14 protein-coding genes and 1 pseudogene are annotated in these 18,493 nt (G+C 72.0%); 8 read left to right on the top strand and 7 right to left on the bottom strand.

Going from position 1 to position 18,493, the window contains the following annotated elements; all coding sequences use genetic code 11:
- Window positions 1-15: 15 nt before the first annotated feature.
- Entirely contained in the window at window positions 16-2,160 is a 2,145-nt protein-coding gene (locus ACN261_RS04195) for a prolyl oligopeptidase family serine peptidase (protein WP_425848516.1), read from the top strand.
- Window positions 2,161-2,340: 180 nt separating this feature from the next.
- Here ACN261_RS04195 and ACN261_RS04200 read toward each other — a convergent pair whose 3' ends face one another.
- Window positions 2,341-3,102 carry a class I SAM-dependent methyltransferase gene (locus ACN261_RS04200; protein ID WP_425848519.1) on the bottom strand — a complete coding sequence of 254 codons (762 nt, stop codon included), beginning with the start codon at window positions 3,100-3,102 and terminating at the stop codon, window positions 2,341-2,343.
- Between the two features lie 211 nt (window positions 3,103-3,313).
- On the opposite strand from ACN261_RS04200, the gene ACN261_RS04205 reads away from it, so the two are divergent.
- Window positions 3,314-3,745, top strand: a complete 432-nt coding sequence (locus ACN261_RS04205; protein ID WP_421484022.1) for a DUF5980 family protein — start codon at window positions 3,314-3,316, stop codon at window positions 3,743-3,745.
- 216 nt (window positions 3,746-3,961) lie between these two features.
- Here ACN261_RS04205 and ACN261_RS04210 read toward each other — a convergent pair.
- From ACN261_RS04210 to ACN261_RS04235, 6 genes and pseudogenes are all read right to left on the bottom strand, one after another.
- A pseudogene (locus tag ACN261_RS04210) lies at window positions 3,962-4,173 on the bottom strand (type II toxin-antitoxin system RelE family toxin).
- 230 nt (window positions 4,174-4,403) lie between these two features.
- Window positions 4,404-6,146 (bottom strand): ABC transporter substrate-binding protein, encoded by a 1,743-nt coding sequence (locus ACN261_RS04215; protein ID WP_425848522.1) that lies wholly within the window; start codon window positions 6,144-6,146, stop codon window positions 4,404-4,406.
- A gap of 119 nt (window positions 6,147-6,265) precedes the next feature.
- On the bottom strand, window positions 6,266-7,252 hold the full coding sequence (locus ACN261_RS04220) for an ABC transporter permease (protein WP_425848524.1): 987 nt from the start codon (window positions 7,250-7,252) through the stop codon (window positions 6,266-6,268).
- A gap of 12 nt (window positions 7,253-7,264) precedes the next feature.
- A complete protein-coding gene (locus ACN261_RS04225; protein WP_425848527.1) occupies window positions 7,265-8,269 on the bottom strand; it encodes an ABC transporter permease in 1,005 nt (334 codons plus the stop codon).
- Window positions 8,266-9,324 carry an ABC transporter ATP-binding protein gene (locus ACN261_RS04230; protein WP_425848528.1) on the bottom strand — a complete coding sequence of 353 codons (1,059 nt, stop codon included), beginning with the start codon at window positions 9,322-9,324 and terminating at the stop codon, window positions 8,266-8,268. Before ACN261_RS04230 ends, ACN261_RS04225 begins: the two co-directional genes overlap by 4 nt.
- A 173-nt stretch (window positions 9,325-9,497) precedes the next feature.
- Window positions 9,498-10,538: an ABC transporter ATP-binding protein gene (locus ACN261_RS04235; RefSeq protein WP_421486921.1), complete on the bottom strand. Its 1,041-nt coding sequence runs from the start codon at window positions 10,536-10,538 to the stop codon at window positions 9,498-9,500.
- A gap of 278 nt (window positions 10,539-10,816) precedes the next feature.
- On the opposite strand from ACN261_RS04235, the gene ACN261_RS04240 reads away from it, so the two are divergent.
- The 6 genes from ACN261_RS04240 (at window position 10,817) to ACN261_RS04265 (ending at window position 18,376) form a co-directional block, all read left to right on the top strand.
- Entirely contained in the window at window positions 10,817-11,365 is a 549-nt protein-coding gene (locus ACN261_RS04240; protein WP_421484027.1) for a Uma2 family endonuclease, read from the top strand.
- 32 nt (window positions 11,366-11,397) lie between these two features.
- A complete protein-coding gene (locus ACN261_RS04245; RefSeq protein ID WP_421484028.1) occupies window positions 11,398-12,834 on the top strand; it encodes a TldD/PmbA family protein in 1,437 nt (478 codons plus the stop codon).
- Complete coding sequence (locus ACN261_RS04250) at window positions 12,831-14,288, top strand: TldD/PmbA family protein (protein WP_425848531.1); 1,458 nt, start codon at window positions 12,831-12,833, stop codon at window positions 14,286-14,288. Before ACN261_RS04245 ends, ACN261_RS04250 begins: the two co-directional genes overlap by 4 nt.
- 284 nt (window positions 14,289-14,572) lie before the next feature.
- A complete protein-coding gene (locus ACN261_RS04255) occupies window positions 14,573-15,379 on the top strand; it encodes a hypothetical protein (protein ID WP_421484030.1) in 807 nt (268 codons plus the stop codon).
- 13 nt (window positions 15,380-15,392) lie between these two features.
- Window positions 15,393-17,309, top strand: coding sequence for a fumarate reductase/succinate dehydrogenase flavoprotein subunit (locus tag ACN261_RS04260; protein ID WP_421484031.1), 1,917 nt, complete (start codon window positions 15,393-15,395; stop codon window positions 17,307-17,309).
- Window positions 17,309-18,376, top strand: coding sequence for a succinate dehydrogenase/fumarate reductase iron-sulfur subunit (locus ACN261_RS04265; RefSeq protein WP_204924976.1), 1,068 nt, complete (start codon window positions 17,309-17,311; stop codon window positions 18,374-18,376). The genes ACN261_RS04260 and ACN261_RS04265 overlap by 1 nt, the downstream gene beginning before the upstream one ends.
- The last annotated feature ends 117 nt before the right edge of the window (window positions 18,377-18,493 follow it).

An 18,493-nucleotide genomic window follows, 5' to 3' on the forward strand; every position in this document is an offset into this window, starting at 1 on the left:
TCTACGATCCGGGTTGTGGACTTTCCCGAGCTGGCCGCCCGTACCCGTCGGTTCAGCCACGGGGCGCCGCGCGCCGTTTCCGTGACCGACGACGGTTCCCGGGTGGTCTTCCTCCGCTCGGGCGGCCCGGAGGATCCGGCCGACGCGCTCTGGGCGCTGGAGACCGCCTCCGCCGAGGAACGGCTGATCGCCGACCCCGCCATGCTGCTCGGCGAGGACGCCGACCCGACGGCGCTGGCCCCGGGCGAGCGGGCCTTGCGCGAACGTCGCCGGCTCACCGCCGCCGGCATCGGCTCGTACGCCCTGGACGGCGCGGGCCGGGTGGCGGTGTTCGCGCTGGCCGGCCGGTTGTTCCGGGCCGACCTGGTGCACGGCGACGTGATCGAGGTGACCACCGTCGGGCCGGTGATCGACCCTCGCCCCGACCCGACCGGGCAGCGGGTGGCGTACGTGACCGACGCCGCCGACGGGGTGCGCCGCGGTGAGCTGCGGGTGGTCGCCCCGGACGGCACCGACTCCCTGCTGGCCGGCGAGGACGGCGGGGTGACCTGGGGGCTCGCCGAGCACGTCGCGGCGGAGGAGTTCGGCAGGTTCCGGGGCTACTGGTGGGCCCCGGACGGGCGGATGGTGCTCGCCGCCCGGGTCGACGAGTCCCGGCTGCCCCGTTGGCACCTGCACGACCCGGCGGACCCGGCGACCCCGCCGACCACCGTCGCGTACCCCCGGGCGGGTGGGCCGAACGCCGAGGTCAGCCTGCACCTGCTCGACCTGGACGACGGCTGGGTCGACGTGCACTGGGACCGGGAGACCTACCCGTACCTGGCGTCGGTCGACTGGGCCGACGGCAACCCGCTGATCACCGTGCTGCGCCGGTCGCAGCAGCACGGCCTGGTGCTGGCGGTGGACCCGCGTACCGGGGAGACGCAGGTGCACGCCGAGCTGGCCGATCCGCGCTGGGTGGAGCCGATCCCGGGCACCCCGGCGCACCTGCCCGACGGCCGGGTGCTGGTCGGCGGCGAACTGGCCCACGACGGGTACGACGCCCGCTGCCTGTTCGCCGACGGCACCCTGCTCACCCCGCCCTCGCTGTACGTGCGGCGGGTGGTGGGCCGGCTGCCCTCCGGCCCCGGCCCGGCCGACCTGCTGGTGGAGGCGAGCGAGGGCGAACCGAGCCAACGGCACCTCTACCGGGTCCGTACGGCGATCGGTGGCGGGGTGGACGCCCGCCGGATGAGCAGCACGCCCGGCTGGCACACGGCGGCGGTCGGCGGGGACACCCTGGTCGTCGGCACCGCCTCGCTCGACGACGCGGGGACGACCTGGTCGGTGTGGCGCGGCGACGGCGAGGTGGCCAGGCTGCGGTCGCTGGCCGCCACCCCCTCGTCGGCACCCCGGCCGATGCTGGTCCGGGTGACCGACAGGCGGTTACCGACGGCGGTGCTCTACCCGTCCGAGCACGTCAAGGGCACCCGGTTGCCGGTGCTGCTGGACGTCTACGGCGGCCCCGGCCACCAGGAGGTGGTGGCCGCCCGGTCGGCCTGGCTGGAGCGGCAGTGGTGGGCGGACTCCGGGTTCGCCGTGGTCACCATCGACAACCGGGGTACGCCGGGCGTCGCGCCGTCATTCGAGAAGGCGATCCACCGGCGGGTGGCCGACGTGATCCTGACCGACCAGGTGGACGCGTTGACCGCGCTCGCCGGCAAGCACCCCGACCTGGACCTTGCGCGGGTGGCGATCCGGGGGTGGTCGTTCGGCGGCTGGCTGGCCGGGCTGGCGGTGCTGCGCCATCCGGAGCTGTTCCGGTGCGGCATCGCCGGTGCCCCGGTCAGCGACTGGACGCTGTACGACACCGCGTACAGCGAGCGTTACCTGGGCCTGCCCGACGACGGTATCGACGTGTACGGGCACCACTCGCTGGTGGAACTGGCGGCGGAGCCGCTGCATCCCGGCGAGCCGGCCCGGCCGCTGCTGCTGGTGCACGGCATGGTCGACGACAACGTGGTGGCCGCACACACGCTGCGGCTGTCGGCGGCGCTGCTGTCGACCGGCCGGCCGCACGCGGTACTGCCGCTGCCCGGGGCCACCCACATGGCGGCCGGGGGGTTGTCCGAACGCCTGCTCCGCCTGGAACTCGACTTCCTCCGCACCCACCTGGGCTGAGCCGTGGCGGGACCGCCCAGCCGGATCGGGTCGGGGGCCGCCGGGCCACCGGCCGGGCGGGTCAGTTGGAGGCGGGCCGCCGGCCGGGCAGGTCAGCCGGCGGGGCAGCGGCCGGGCGGGTCAGCGGGCGGCGGGTCAGCCGGCCGGGCGGGTCAGCCGGCGGGGCGGCGGCTGGGCGGGTCAGCCGCCGGGGCGGCGGGCCAGCAGGGCGAACGCGTTCGGCAGGCGGCCCCGGAAGGCCGCCGCGTCGACGTCGCCCATCCGCCAGAACGGCTCCGCGTACTCGTCGAGCTGCCGGATCTCCAGGCCGGCGGTGACCACGGCGGTGACGATCCGGCCGAGCGTCCACTGCCACATCACCGCCCCGTGGGCCGGGAAACTGTCGTCGGGGCAGACGAACGAGCGGCCGAAGTAGCTGCGGTCGGGGCGGATGCGCGGCTCGTCCAGGTCCCAGGTCCACAGGTCGGTGGCCGGGTGACCGTCGTGGACGAACAGGTGGCCGCCGGGACGCAGCAGCCGGGCCATCTCCGCGGCCCAGGCGTCGATGTCGGGCATCCAGATCAACGCGCCCTTGCCGGTGTAGACGAGGTCGACGCAGCCGTCGCGCAGCGGCACGCCGGGGACCGTCCCGAGCAGGTAGTGACAGGCGGCACCGAGGGCGTCGGCGCGCCCCCGCGCGCCGTGGATCGCGTGCCCGCTGTAGTCGACGCCGATCACCATCCGGGCACCGGCGTCGACCAGGGCGATGTCGTCCTGACCGTTGCCGCTCTGCGGGTGGACCACCAGCGGTCGGGTCGCCAGGATGTCGCGGAGCAGTGCGCGTTCGCTGGGGACGAGCGTGACGCCGGCCGCTGCCTCGGCCGTCATCTGGTCGTTGGCCCAGACCCGCTCCTGGTGGGCCAGCTCCCAGGCGGTCCGGTTGGCGCGCGACGTCGGGTCCATGCCCTGCACTCTCCCGACCGACCAGCCGAGGGTCAATCGATTTGCGTCTCTGCCCGACAGGCGGCGCGGGTGGCGACGCCGGCCCGGGTTCCGGACGCTGGGCGACGGACCACGGTGACGGCCTTTTCCGACGTTCTTCTCAGAACCCTCTGAAATCGCCCTGCCACCCTGGTCGGCGACCGCGTCATGCCGGACAGACAAGGAGCCGATGATGAAGTTCCCCCGCACCGCCCGCCGGATCACCGCACCCGTACTGGCCGCGATGCTGCTCGCCCTCGTCGGCGGTGCCCCGGTCGCGGCGTCGCCCCTCCCGGTCACCTCGTCGACCTGGACCCTGACGGACCTGCCGCAGCGGATCTGCGCCACCCCCGACGACCCGCGCGCCCTGTACTTCTTCGTCGTCCTCGACGGCACGTGGACGACGACGATCACCGCCGGCTACACCGGAATGCCCGCCGGTACCGAGGTCTACAGCCCGCAGAGCACCCCGCCCGGGTCCGGGGACGGCCAGGTCGTGCAGATCCTGGCCGCGTTCCGCCTGCACAGTGCCCCGCTCGGCCACTACGTCCCGCTCCTGCAGGCATCCGACGGCACCGTCACCCAGAGCGTCCCCGTCACCCTCGACATCCAGTCCTCCTGCTGAGCCCCCACCCTCCTTGCCTTCCTTGATCGACTCAACGTCCCCGACATAGCGGTATCCGAACGGCCGGATGCAGCTACATCACCCCAAGGGCTCCCGCCCTGGTGATCAAGAGGTTCGCGTCATCCTGCGGCCCGGAACGTGACGCAAACTTCTTGATCACCAGGGCCGGGACGGGGCCACGGGAGCTACAACACCCCGCCAGGGTAGGCACTGCGGTCAGAGCGTGTCGTAGACGTCGCTGCGGTGACCGAGGTGGACCACGAGGAGGATCAACTCCTGATCGCGGACCGTGTAGACGAGCGATGGCTGCCGACGCGGATTCGGAGCAGCCCGGGATGGCCGGTGGGTGCCTTGACTTCAGCAGGGCGCGGCTCGGTGGCCAGTGCGGCGATAACGGCGACCAGGCGCGCCTGCCCGGGGCGGTCCAGTTTGCGCAGCAGCTTGGCGGCGGCGCGCTCGATGTGAACGGTGTAGGTCGGTGTGGTCGCAGGCCCAACTCGCGGCGCAGTTAGGTCAGCGGAACGGGCGTGTCGCCTTCGTCGATGCGGGCCAGGACGACGTCCGCAAGATTGTCGCGGGCATCGGAGATCGGCAGTTCGGCGGCGGGCTCCCTCCCGATCGGCGTCGGGAGGGAGCCCGGTTCCGGCTCAGTGTGACGTCACTGCTTGACGTGGGCGTCGACGAAGGAGGGGTAGCCGAAGACGCTGGAGATGAACACCCCGCCCACCTTCGAGCCGTGCACCGTGTAGGCCACGTCCACGAAGAGCGGCACCACCGGGGCGTACTCGGTCATGATCCGCCGGTCGAGCTTGCCCCACTCGGGGCCCTGGTCGGCCGGGGGCATGGCCTGGATGCGGTCGATCTCGGCGTTGACCGCCGGGTCGTTGAAGTACGCCTGGTTGCTGTTGCCCTCGGCCTTGATCGTGCGGCCGTCGTAGAGCACCGGCAGGATCGACGCGCCGCTGGGCCAGTCGGCGGCCCAGTTGCCGATGTAGAGGTCCCACGGGTTGTTCTTCTTCTTGATCTCGTCAAGCTTCGCGTCGTCCGGGATGTTCCGCAGCGTGATCCGGAAGCCGGCACGCTCCAGGTTGGCCTTGAGCTGGGTGCCCATCTGCTGCTCGGTGGTGTTGTCGGCCACCCCGAGGACCAGTTCCGGGGTCTTGCCGGCGAGCAGCTCCTTGGCCTTGTCGACGTCGCCGTTGGCGCCGGCCGGGTAGGCGTCGTACGCCTGGTAGCCGATGGTGGACGGCGGCATCAGGGTGGTCATGGGCTGGGCGACGGTCTGCCCGCCGAGCGCCTTGACCAGGCCCTCGCGATCGATGGCGTAGTTGAGCGCCCGGCGGACGGCGAGGTCGGTGACCCGCTGGTTGTTGATGACGAGCTGGTTGGCGCTCGGGGTCGGCGACAGGACGCTGCGCGACTTGAGACCCCGGTCCTGGGCGACCCGGGCGACCAGCGAGGCCGGCACGTAGTTCCAGGCCAGCGCGCTCTGGTCGGCGCCGTTGTCGGCGATCACCCGGTTGACGGCCGCGTCGGCGGTCGGCCCGAAGGTCCAGACGAACTGGTCCGGGTACTGGTGGCGGACCGGGTCGGTGGCCGGGTCCCAGTGCGGGTTGCGGTCCAGGGTGACCTGCACCCCGGCCTGGTTCTTGGCGATCTTGTAGGGCCCGGAGGAGAACGGCCGCTGGTCCAGGTTGACGCCCGTGTCCTGGTCCGGCCGCAGCGGCGCGGTGGTCGGCAGCGAGACCGCGAACGGCAGGTCGCAGCGGGGCTTGGCGAACTCGAACCGCAGCGTCTTCGCATCCGGGGTGGTCAGCCCCGGCGGCAGGGACGTCTTGTTCTTCCGGAAGTCCCACTTCGTGTCGTACTGCGGGGTGTCGGCCAGCCACTCCTGGAGGTAGGTGGGGCCACCGGTCAGGTCGGGGTCGAAGGAACGGGCGATGCCGTACGCGATCTCCCGGGACGTGATCGGGCTGCCGTCCTCGAACTTCACCCCGTCCTTGATGGTGAACTCCCAGACCCGGCAGTCGCTGTTCACGTTGTTGCCCGGGTTCTGCGCCAGGTCACCGACCAGGACCAGGCCACCGTTGCCGTCGTCCTTCCAGGTGGTCAGGTAGCGGGCGAACAGCGGGTTGGCCATCAGACCGGCGAACGAGTACGTCCGCTGCGGGTCCAGGTGGGAGATGGGGGTCTCCCGGATGATGGTGAGGGTGCCGCCCCGGGTCGCCCCCTCGACCTCGGCGGCAGGGCCCTGGGAGTCCTTCGGGTCGGTGGCGATCACCCCGGTCTGCTGCCGGCCGGTGTCCACGGTGGTGCCCTCACCCGTGTTCTCCGAGCAGGCCCCCAACGCCACCACCAGGGCGATCGCCCCGCCGACGGCGGCTGCTGCGCGTGGTCGCATCTCCTACCTCCTCCACCCGGTCACCGTCGGGGGTGCCCGCCGACGTCCGGGGATCGTCAAGAAGAAAAACTTCGGACTGTTTAGCAGATTCCGGTAACTTCCACCGCCCGACGGGCCGGTCAGCGCAACCGCACCCGGGGGTCGATCGCCGCGTACAGCAGGTCCACCAGCACGTTCGCCAGCACCACGAAGACCGCCGCGATCAGCACGGTCGCCATGATGGTGGGCAGGTCACCGGAGCGCACCGCGTCGACCGCCGTACGCCCCATGCCGCCCAGGCCGAAGGTCGTCTCGGTGATCACCGTGCCGCCGAGCGCGCCGCCGACGTCCAGGCCGGCGATCGTCACCACCGGCGTGATCGCCGCGCGCAGCGCGTGCCGCCCGTACACCGTGGGCTTCGCCAGACCCTTGGCCCGCGCGGTACGGACGAAGTCCTCCGACAGCGTCTCCAGCATCTGCGCCCGGGACAGCCGGGCGTAGATCGCGGAGAACAGGAACGCCAACGCCAGCCAGGCCAGCACCAGCCCGCCGGCCCACCGCAGCGGGTCGTCGGACAACGGCGTGTAGCTCGGCACCGGCAGCCAGTGCAGCGTGTAGACGAACACCAGCAGCAGCACCGCCCCCACGAAGTAGAGCTGCAACGACGCCCCGGCCAGCGAGAAGCCGATCGCCGCCCGGTCCAGCCAGGTGCCCCGGCGCAGCGCCGAGACCATGCCCAGGCCCACCCCGAGCAGCAGCCACAGCACCGCCGCCGGGACGACGATGCTCAACGTCACCGGCAGCACCCGGGCGATGGTGTCGCTGACCGCCTCGTTGGACACGTACGACCAGCCCAGGCAGGGTGCGTCGCACCTGCCGCCCTGGGCGCTGCCGAGGTCCCGGCCGGTCACGATGCCCTTCATGTAGCCGGCGTACTGGCTGATCAGCGGGTCACGCAGGCCCAGCTCCTGACGGACCCGCTCCAGCCGTTGCGGGTTGCAGTTCTTGGGACACATGCCGGTGACCGGGTCGCGGGGCAGGGCGAAGAACATCAGGAAGCTCAGCACGCTCACCGCGAAGAGCGTCAACGCCGCCGAGAAGAGCCGCTTGACCAGGAACCGCGCCATCGCCGGGCCCTCCTAACGGGACGACTTCGGGTCGAGCGCGTCGCGCAGCGCGTCACCGAAGAGGTTGAAGGCGAACACGAGCGCGAAGATCGTGATGCCGGGGAAGAAGACGTACGCCGGATCGGTCTGGAGGTAGTCCAGGCTGCGGTAGATCATCCGGCCGAAGCTCGGGGTGGCGTCGGTCAGCCCGACCCCGATGAACGACAGCGCCGCCTCGCTGGTGATGTACGCCGGCACCGCCAGCGAGAACGACACCAGGATCGGCGCCCAGAGGTTCGGCAGCAGTTGCCGGAACAGCATGTGCCCCAGTCCCGCGCCACTGGCCCGCGCCGCCTCCACGAAATCCCGCTCGCGCAGCGCGATCACCTGCCCGCGTACCAGCCGGGCGGTGCTCGTCCAGCCGAACAGCGCGAAGATGGCGATCAGCACGCCGATCTGGAAGGCGGCCGGCACCTCCTCCCGCTGGCCGTAGAAGCGCAGCGCGATGGTGGGCGTCAACGCCAACGCGATGATCAGGAACGGCATCGCCAGGGTCAGGTCGGTGACCCAGTTGACCACCGCGTCCAGCCAGCCGCCCAGGTAGCCGGCGACGGTGCCCAGCACGACACCGATCGCCGCCGTGGTCACCGCCGCCGCGAAGGCGATGAACAGCGAGGTACGCAGCCCGTGCACCATCCGGATGAAGATGTCCCGGCCCAGCGCCGGCTCCAGGCCGAACCAGTGTTCCCCGGTCACCCCGCCGGCGTAGCCGAGCGGCATCCCGAAACCGTCCAGCCGCGACTGGAACTGCTCCCGGGGGCCGACCCCGTACGCCCACTCGATCAGCGGCACGGCGAGCGCCACCAGCACGAAGAAGACCAGCATCCCGCCGCTGACCAGACCGGTCCGGTCCCGCCGCAGCCGGGCCCAGGCGAGTTGGCCGGGCGAGCGCCCGACGAACCCGGAACCGGGCCGGTCGCCACCCGTGGCGGTCTCGGCCTCGGCCAGCGTCGCCGGGTCGACCGGGGACACACTCATGTCGCCACCTCCTCGGTGTCGCCGCCGACCCGATCCGCGCCGGCAGTCGCCACGGCACCGCCCGGCCCGGCCGGCGGCGGTCCGGTCTCCGGGAAGTGGCAGGCGGTGGCGCGCCGGCCGCCGCCGTCGGCCACCAGCGCCGGTTCCTCGCGGGCGCAGACGTCCCGCGCCCGGGGACACCGGGTCCGGAACCGGCAGCCCGACGGCGGGTCCAGCGGCGTGGGTACGTCCCCGGTCAGCCTGATCCGCCCCGCCCCACCCGGAACGCCCACCTCCGGGACCGCCGACAGCAGCGCCCGGGTGTACGGGTGCCGGGGAGACCGGTAGATGTCGTCCCGGTCGCCGATCTCCACGATCCGGCCCAGGTACATCACCGCGACCCGCTGGCAGAAGTGCCGCACCACGGCCAGGTCGTGCGCGATGAACACGAACGCCAGGCCGAGGTCGCGTTGCAGGTCCCGCAGCAGGTTCACCACCTGCGCCTGGATCGAGACGTCGAGGGCGGAGACCGGCTCGTCGGCGACGATCAGTTTCGGCCGCAGGGCCAGCGCGCGGGCGATCCCGACCCGCTGCCGCTGCCCGCCGGAGAACTCGTGCGGGTAGCGGTTGTAGTGCTCCGGGTTCAGCCCGACCAGCTCCAGCAGCTCGCGGACCCGCGCCTTCACCCCGCCGGGCGGGTCGATCCCGTTGACCTGCAACGGCATCGCCACGATCCGCCCGACGGTGTGCCGGGGGTTCAGCGAGGCGTACGGGTCCTGGAAGATGATCTGCAGGTCCTGCCGTAGCGGACGCAGCTCACGCCGAGGGGCGTGGGTGATGTCCCGACCGGCGAACTCGATCGTCCCGGCGGTCGGCTCCAGCAGCCGGACCAGCATCCGGCCGGTGGTGCTCTTGCCGCAGCCGGACTCCCCCACCAGGCCCAACGTCTCGCCGGGCCGCACGTCGAAGTCCAGCCCGTCCACCGCCCGCACCAGTCCCCGCGACCACAGGCCGGTGCGGACCGGGAAGTGCTTGGTCAACCCCCGCACCCGCAGCAACGGCTCGGCCGCGTTCATGGCAGCCACCTCTGGCCCGCGACTGCGGGACTCCGCTGCGCTACGTTCCTCGCGCTCATGGCAGCCACCTTTCGCCCGCGACTGCGGGACTCCGCTGCGCTACGTTCCTCGCGCTCATGGCAGCCACCTCTCGCCCGCGACTGCGGGACTCCGCTGCGCTACGCTCCTCGCGCTCATGGCAGCCGCCTCCCGCCCAGGGCCACGGCGGCCAGCCGGGCGCGGTCGTCGGCGGGCAGGTGACAGGCGACCAGGTGGCCGTCCGCGCCGGCCGGGACGAGCTGCGGCACCTCGGCGCGGGAGCGGTCGCCGGCGTACCGGCAGCGGGGGTGGAACGCGCAGCCGGCCGGCAGGTGGATCAGCGAGGGCGGGTTGCCCGGGATGGGCACCAGGTCCGCGTCCGGGTCGCCGTGCAGCGACGGCACGCTGGACAGCAACCCCCAGGTGTACGGATGCTGCGGCCGGCGGAGCACCTGCGTCACGCTCCCCCGCTCGACCACCCGCCCGGCGTACATGACCAGCACGTCGTCGGCGACCTGGGCGACCACCCCCAGGTCGTGGGTGATCAGCACGATCGCGGTGTGGAACTCGGCCTGGAGGTCGGCGAGCAGGTCGAGGATCTGGGCCTGCACCGTCACGTCCAGCGCGGTGGTCGGCTCGTCGGCGATGACCAGGGCCGGGTCGTTGACCAGCGCCATCGCGATCATCGCCCGCTGCCGCATCCCGCCGGAGAACTCGTGCGGGTACTGGTCGTAGCGGCGGGCCGGCTGCGGGATGCCCACCCGGTCGAGCATCTCCACCGCACGGGCCCGCACCGCCCGCCGTCCCGCCCGGGGGTGGTGCACCCGGTACGCCTCGGCGATCTGCCGCCCCACGCTGTAGTAGGGGTGCAGCGCGGAGAGCGGGTCCTGGAAGATCATCGCCATGTCCCGGCCGCGCAGCCGACGTACCCGGTCCTCGCCAAGGCCGACGAGTTGCCGCCCGCCGACGCTGATCGTGCCGGTGACGGTGCCGCGTCGGGGGTCGTGCAGGCCGAGGACGGCCAGCGCGGTGACGCTCTTGCCGGAGCCCGACTCGCCGACGATGCCGAGCGTCCGGCCGCGCGGCACGGCGAAGGACACCCCGTCGACCGCGCGCACCACGCCGTCGGCCGTGTCGAACCGCACCCGCAGGTCGTCCACCCGCAGGTACTGGTCGTCGCCGCGCGGCGTCGGCACGGCCGGACGTCGGCCGTCGGATTTCCCGGGCGCGTCCGGGCGGGCGTCCGGCGGACCGGACGGCGCTACGTGCGGACTGTCCACGACCGCCTCCTCGGGTTGTAGGGAACCTACAACAAACAACCGAGGCTGAAAATAAGCTACGGGGCGGGAGCTGTCACCGGACGACAGCGTAGTCGCCACACGGTGCGGACGCCGTCCGGTCGCACCCGGGGTGCGACCATGGGCGGGGTGCCCGGTGGGGGATGCCCGGCGACACGAGGAGGAGGTGACCGACCATGACCGCAGCGGTGTTCGGCCACGACGGACCGTGGACCGAAGAGGAGTACCTCTCCCTCGACGAGACATCTCAACGCGTCGAACTCTTCGACGGGAGCCTCCACGTGACCCCAGCCCCCACCCCCCGCCACCAGCGCATCTCGCGCAAGCTGGGCAACATACTCGAACCGGCGGCCGAGCAGGCCGGTCTGGAACTGCTGGAGGCGGTGAACGTCCGGCTTCGCCCCGGCCGCATCCCGATCCCCGACCTCGTCATCACCGACCCCGTGAATCTGGACGAGCCGATGATCGAGGCGGACGAGGTGCACCTCGTCTGCGAGATCATCTCGCCGAGCAACGCGTCCACCGACAAGGTCCTCAAGATGCACTACTACGCGGCCGCCGGCATCGGGTGGTATCTGCTGGTGGAGCAGAAGACCGGCGCGCTACGCCTCTACCGTCGGCGGGGACGCCACTACACGGAACACTCCGCCACCAAACGGGGCGAGGCCCTGCGCCTACTCGAGCCGGTGCAGGCCACGATCCGGCCCGAGGATCTGGTGCCCTGACGGATGTCGGTGGACTGGCCTAGGGTCGGTCCATGACCGAGTTCGACGCGGCAGCCGCAGCCGTACAGGCCGCTCTCGACGCGGGCGCCCGGTATGCCGACGCCCGGGTGATGCACCTGCGCTACGAGTCGATGTCCGCGCGCAACGGCGCGATCGAGGAGCTGACCCAGGACGAGAGCCTCGGCCTGGGCGTACGCGCGCTGGTCGGGTCGGGGTGGGGCTTCCACGCCGTACCCGAGCTGTCCGACGCGGCGGCCCGCGCGGCCGGCCGGCGGGCCGCGGAGGTGGCCGCCGCGAGCGCCCGGGTGGCCGGCCCGCCGATCACGCTGACCCCGGCCGAGCCGGTGGTGGCGAGCTGGTCCTCCGACTGCGCGGTCGACCCGCTCGGCGTGCCGCTGTCCGACAAGGGCGACCTGCTGACCCGGGCCACCGAGGCGGCACGCGGGCAGGGGGCCGACCTGGCCGAGGGGCTCTACCAGATCTGGGACACCCGCAAGTGGTTCGTCTCCAGCGAGGGGCACCGCATCGACCAGCACATCCGCGAGTGTGGCGGCGGCATCTCGGCCACCTCGATCGGCGAGCACGAGACCCAGCGCCGCTCCTGGCCGAGCTATCGGGGCCAGTACGGCACCACCGGGTGGGAGCTGGTCGAGTCGCTCGATCTGACCGCGCACGCCGCCCGGATCGCCGACGAGTCCCGGGCGCTGCTCACCGCCCCGCAGTGCCCGGCCGGCGAGACCGACCTCATCCTGGGCGACGAGCAGCTCGCGTTGCAGATCCACGAGTCGGTCGGGCACGCCATCGAGCTGGACCGCATCCTCGGCTGGGAGGCCGCCTTCGCCGGCACCTCCTGGCTCGACCTGGCCCAGCTCGGGTCGCTGCGCTACGGCTCCGAGCTGATGAACATCACCATCGACCCGACGATCCCCGGCGCGCTGGGCAGCTTCGGCTTCGACGACGAGGGCTCCCCGGCGGTCAAACGCGACGCGGTACGCGAGGGCCGCTGGGTCGGGGTGCTCGCCGGCCGGGACTCGGCCGCCGTCGCCGGCCTCGGTCACGGCGGCAGCGTACGCGCCGACGGCTGGGCACGGCTGCCGATGGTGCGGATGACCAACGTGGGCCTGGAACCCGGTCCACACACCCTCGACGAGATCATCGCGGCCACCGACGACGGGGTGCTGATGGACGTCAACCGATCCTGGTCGATCGACGACCGGCGGCTGAACTTCCAGTTCGGCTGCGAGATCGCCTGGGAGGTGCGCAACGGCCGGCGCGGCCGGATGCTGCGCAACCCCACCTACACCGGCATCGGTCCGCTGTTCTGGCGGTCGATGGACATGCTCTCCTCCGAGATCGTCCCGTGGGGCACCCCGAACTGTGGCAAGGGCCAGCCCGGCCAGATCGGGCACACCGGGCATCCGGCGGCACCGGCCCGGTTCCGGGGCGTCCGGGTGGGGGTGCGGGCATGACCGGCCTGCGGGAACCCGGAGCGACCGAGCTGGACGTCGCCGCCCGGGTGGTGGAGCTGGTCCACGAGATCGCCGGCCCGGCCGCCGAGGCCGAGGTCACCGTCGTCCGGCACGATCTGGCGTTGACCCGGTTCGCCAACTCGTTCATCCACCAGAACGTCGCCGAGTCGCAGGTGACGGTCCGACTGCGGGTGCACGTCGACGGCCGGACGGCCGCCGGAGGCGGCAGCCTGGTCGGCCCGGACGGGCTGCGGGCCCTGGTCGGGCGGACCCTCACCGCGGCCCGGCTCTGCCCGCCCGACCCGGCCTGGCCGGGGCTGACCCCACCGTCGGCGGTGCGCTCCAACGGCCTGCTCGACGAGGCGACCGCCTATGCCGAGCCGGCGGCCCGCGCCGACCGGGTCCGGGCCTTCGTCGACGCGGTGGGCGGGCTGGAGGCGGCCGGGTACTGCCGCACCTCCTACCGGTCGGGGGCGTTCGCCAACTCGGCCGGCCAGGCGGCGCAGGGGCGCACCACCGAGGCGGCGATGGACGGCATCGCCCGCACGGCCGGCGCGGACGGGGTGGCCCGGCTCTGCGCCGGTCGCCTCGACGAGGTGGACGGCACGGTCCTGGGGCTCCGGGCGGCGGCGAAGGCACGGGCCGCCGCCGACCCGGTCGAGCTACCCCCGGGCCGGTACGAGGTGGTCCTCGAACCGGCCGCGGTGGCCGACCTGTTGCAGAATCTCGCCTGGTACGGCTTCAACGGCAAGCGGCACGTCGAGGGTCAGTCGTTCGCCCGCCCCGGCACCGCCCAGTTCGATCCGGCGGTGACCCTCCTCGACGATCCGACGTACGGCGGTGCGATGCCGTTCGACCTGGAGGGCACCCCGCGTGCGGCGCTGACCCTGGTCGAGGCGGGCACCACCCGCGCGGTGGCTCACGACCGGCGCAGCGCCGCCGGGGCGGGCACGTCGTCGACCGGCCACGGGGCGCCGGGCGGCGCCACCTTCGGCCCGATCCCCCGCAATCTCCGGATGCCCGGTGCACCGCCGGCGGCTGCCGACGGAGGTGCGGACGGCGGCGCGGCGGGCCCGCAGGGCGGTGCGGTGAGCCCACAGGGCGGCGGCCCGGCGGGGGCGGTGGCGGACGCGGACACCGCCGCGCTGGTCGCGCCGATGGCCCGGGGGCTGCTGGTCAGCGACTTCTGGTACACCCGGGTGCTCGATCCGAAGAGTCTGGTGATCACCGGGTTGACCCGCAACGGGGTGTGGCTGGTCGAGGACGGCGTGCCGGTGCGGGCGGTGCGGAACTTCCGGTTCACCGAGGCGTACCCCCGGGCGTTGGGACCGGGGGCGGTGCTCGGCCTCGGCCGGCGGCCGGTCCGGCAGCCGGACCGGTTCGACGGCGGCTGGTGGGAGGGGCCGCCACTGCGGCTGGCCTCGTGGAACTTCACCGGCGGCGCGTCGGGCTGACCGGTGCCGCAGCGCCCGCGCGGCCGGCCCCGCAGCCGCCTGCCGCCCACCGCACATTGATCATGGCTCGGGTCTTTCCAAGGTGCGGGACACACGGGACACTGCGTTGCGCGGCCCGATCGTGATGATCGGCGTAACGTGTGTCACTTAGCTGCGCCGATGTCCCGGCGTGGCAGCCTGCTTGCGCACCACGCGGCAGTGGACACGGTCCGGCCGGTCCACTGACCGGCACGGAACGTGAACCGCCGCCCGCGAGGGCCCGTCCCGTCAGGAAGACGACTCGAATGACATCAACGGCAACGAAGCCGCGGGGGGCGCGGGCGCGCGCCGCCATCGCGGCGAAGACGTTGCGGACCGACCGCTGGTGGTTCGCCCCCCTGATCACCGTCGTCGGGCTCAGCGCCTGGGTGGCGTACGCGACCGTCCGGGTGTTCATGCACAAGTGGTACTGGGTGGACCAGTACCACTACCTGACGCCGTTCTACTCCCCCTGTGTGACCGACCGGTGCGTCGAGGGCTCCTCGCACTTCGGCAGTTTCCTGCCCGGCTGGTGGATCATCCCGGATGCGGCACTGACCCTGCCGTTCCTGCTGCTGTTCCGGTTGACCTGCTACTACTACCGCAAGGCGTACTACCGGTCGTTCTGGCTGTCGCCGCCGGCCTGCGCCGTGCCGGACGGGCACAAGTCCTACTCCGGGGAGACCCGGTTCCCGCTGCTCGGGCAGAACCTGCACCGCTACTTCTTCTACGCCGCCGCGATCATCTCGCTGATCAACACCTGGGACGCGGTCCTGGCCTTCCACTCGCCGCAGGGCTTCGGCTTCGGGCTGGGCAACATCATCCTGCTGGGCAACGTGGTGATGCTGTGGGCGTACACCATCTCCTGCCACTCGTGCCGGCACATCATCGGCGGGCGGCTCAAGCACTTCTCCGCGCACCCGGTGCGGTACCGGGCCTGGACGTTCGTGTCCAAGCTGAACACCCGGCACATGCAGCTCGCCTGGATCACCCTCGGCACGCTGGCCTTCACCGACTTCTACGTGATGGCCATCGCCGCCGGCTGGTTCACCGACCTGCGGTTCATCAACTAGAGGGCGCGGCGACATGACCACTACCACTCGCATCGAACGACACCACTACGACGTCGTCGTGATCGGGGCCGGCGGCGCCGGCCTGCGCGCGGCGATCGAGGCCCGGCTCGCCGGCAAGAAGACCGCGATCATCTCCAAGTCGCTCTTCGGCAAGGCGCACACCGTGATGGCCGAGGGCGGCGCGGCGGCCGCGATGGGGAACGTGAACAGCCGGGACAACTGGCAGGTGCACTTCCGCGACACCATGCGCGGCGGCAAGTTCCTCAACAACTTCCGGATGGCCGAGCTGCACGCGAAGGAGTCGCCGCAGCGGATCTGGGAGCTGGAGACGTACGGGGCGCTCTTCGACCGGACGAAGGACGGCAAGATCTCCCAGCGCAACTTCGGCGGGCACGAGTACCCCCGGCTGGCGCACGTCGGTGACCGTACCGGCCTGGAGCTGATCCGCACCCTCCAGCAGAAGATCGTCTCCCTGCAGCAGGAGGACAAGCGCGACCTCGGCGACTACGAGGCCCGGATCCGGGTGTTCTCCGAGACGACCATCACCGAGCTGCTGCTCGACGGGGACCGGGTGGCCGGCGCGTTCGGCTACTACCGGGAGTCCGGCGAGTTCATCCTGTTCGAGGCGCCGGCGGTGGTGCTGGCCACCGGCGGGGTCGGCCGGTCCTACAAGGTCACCTCGAACTCCTGGGAGTACACCGGCGACGGGCACGCGCTGGCGCTGCGCGCCGGGGCCACGCTGATCAACATGGAGTTCCTCCAGTTCCACCCGACCGGCATGGTCTGGCCGCCCTCGGTGAAGGGCATCCTGGTCACCGAGTCGGTCCGGGGCGACGGCGGCGTGCTGAAGAACTCCGACGGCAAGCGGTTCATGTTCGACTACGTCCCCGACGTCTTCCGCAAGCAGTACGCGGAGACCGAGGAGGAGGCGGACCGCTGGTACACCGATCCGGACAACAACCGGCGTCCGCCGGAGCTGCTGCCCCGCGACGAGGTCGCCCGCGCGATCAACAGCGAGGTCAAGGCCGGTCGGGGTACGCCGGCCGGCGGCGTCTACCTGGACATCGCCTCCCGGCGTTCGGCCGACGAGATCCGTCGCCGGCTACCGTCGATGTACCACCAGTTCAAGGAGCTGGCCGACGTCGATATCACGGCCGAGCCGATGGAGGTCGGGCCGACCTGCCACTACGTGATGGGCGGCGTGGAGGTGGACCCGGACTCCGGGGCCGCGTACGGCACCGTGCAGGGACTGTTCGCCGCCGGTGAGGTCTCCGGTGGCATGCACGGCTCCAACCGGCTGGGCGGCAACTCCCTGTCCGACCTGCTGGTCTTCGGCAAGCGGGCGGGCGGGCACGCGGCGTCGTACACCGATCAGTTGACCTCGCGCCCGAAGGTGCCGGTGAGCGCGGTGGAGACCGCCGTGGAGGCGGCGCTGGCGCCGTTGCAGCGGGACACCGGGGAGAGCCCCTACACCCTCCAGCAGGACCTCCAGGCGGTGATGGGAGACCTGGTCGGGATCATCCGCCGGGAGGGTGAGCTGGTCGACGCCCTGCGCCGGCTGGCCGAGCTGCGCGAGCGGGTGGCGAAGGTGAGCGCGGTCGGCGGCCGGCGCTACAACCCGGGCTGGCACCTGGCGCTGGACCTGCGCAACATGCTCGTCGTCTCGGAGTGCACCGCGAAGGCGGCGCTGGAGCGGCAGGAGTCGCGCGGTGGGCACACCCGGGAGGACTTCCCGACCATGGACCCCCGGTGGCGTCGGGTCAACCTGGTCTGCGCCCTCGACGGGGACACCGTCCGGCTGGAGCACAAGCCGCTGCCGAAGATGCGGGCCGAGCTGATCGGCCTCTTCGACCGTACCGAGCTGGCCAAGTACCTGACCGACGAGGAGCTGGCCGACTTCGACGCCGTCGGTGAGGAGGCGAGCAACTGATGGGAAGCAAGAGGGATTTCCGCATCTGGCGGGGCGACGAGACCGGCGGTGACCTCCAGGACTACTCGGTCGAGGTGAACGAGGGCGAGGTCGTCCTCGACGTCATCCACCGGCTCCAGGCCACCGACGCGCCGGATCTGGCCTGCCGGTGGAACTGCAAGGCGGGCAAGTGCGGCTCCTGCTCGATGGAGATCAACGGTAAGCCCCGGCTGAGCTGCATGACGCGGATGTCGACGTTCGAGGAGTCCGAGACCGTCACGGTCACCCCGCTGCGCACCTTCCCGGTGATCCGGGACCTGGTCACGGACGTCTCGTTCAACTACGAGAAGGCGCGGGAGACGCCGGCCTTCGCCCCGCCGGCCGACCTGGCCCCGGGCGAGTACCGGATGCAGCAGGTCGACGTGGAACGCTCGCAGGAGTTCCGCAAGTGCATCGAGTGCTTCCTGTGCCAGAACGTGTGCCACGTGATCCGCGACCACGAGGAGAACAAGCCGGCCTTCTCCGGCCCCCGGTTCTTCATCCGCGCCGCCGAGCTGGACATGCACCCGCTGGACGCGAAGACCGACCGCAAGCAGTACGCGCAGCAGGAGCAGGGGCTCGGCTTCTGCAACATCACCAAGTGCTGCACCGAGGTCTGCCCCGAGCACATCAAGATCACCGACAACGGGATCATCCCCATGAAGGAACGGGTCGTCGACCGCAGGTACGATCCCCTGGTATGGCTCGGTAGCAAGATCTTCCGTCGGGGCGAGACGCCCCCGAGTACCGCGAACAGCGGGGGAAAGGGGTCCGTGGTGCACAGCGGCGCCCGTCAGGCTGGAGTCCACTCGCACGCCGGAGGCTCCGGCGACCCGGCTGCGGAGGCCCAGGCCCAGCAGGGCGTGAACTGGCACCGCGAGGTCCCGCACCCGACCATGCCGGCGGTCGACGACCGGGGCAAGCTCCCGCTGACGGAGTTGACTTTCGACCGGGCGGCGGCCCCGTCGCCGTTCGGTGACGACGTCACCTTCCCGCTGCCGCCGGAGCACCTCAACTTCGCCCACCCGAGCCAGGACGAGAAGCACTGAACCGGTCCGACAGGCGCTGAACCAGCCTGACCGGCGCTGAACCGGCCCGACCGGGCACTGAACCAGCCCGACGGGCGCTGAACCAGCCCGACGGGCGCCAGGCCGGCCCGACAGGCA

The sequence above is a fragment of the Micromonospora sp. WMMD723 genome (assembly GCF_049863385.1).
Taxonomy (GTDB): domain Bacteria; phylum Actinomycetota; class Actinomycetes; order Mycobacteriales; family Micromonosporaceae; genus Micromonospora; species Micromonospora wenchangensis.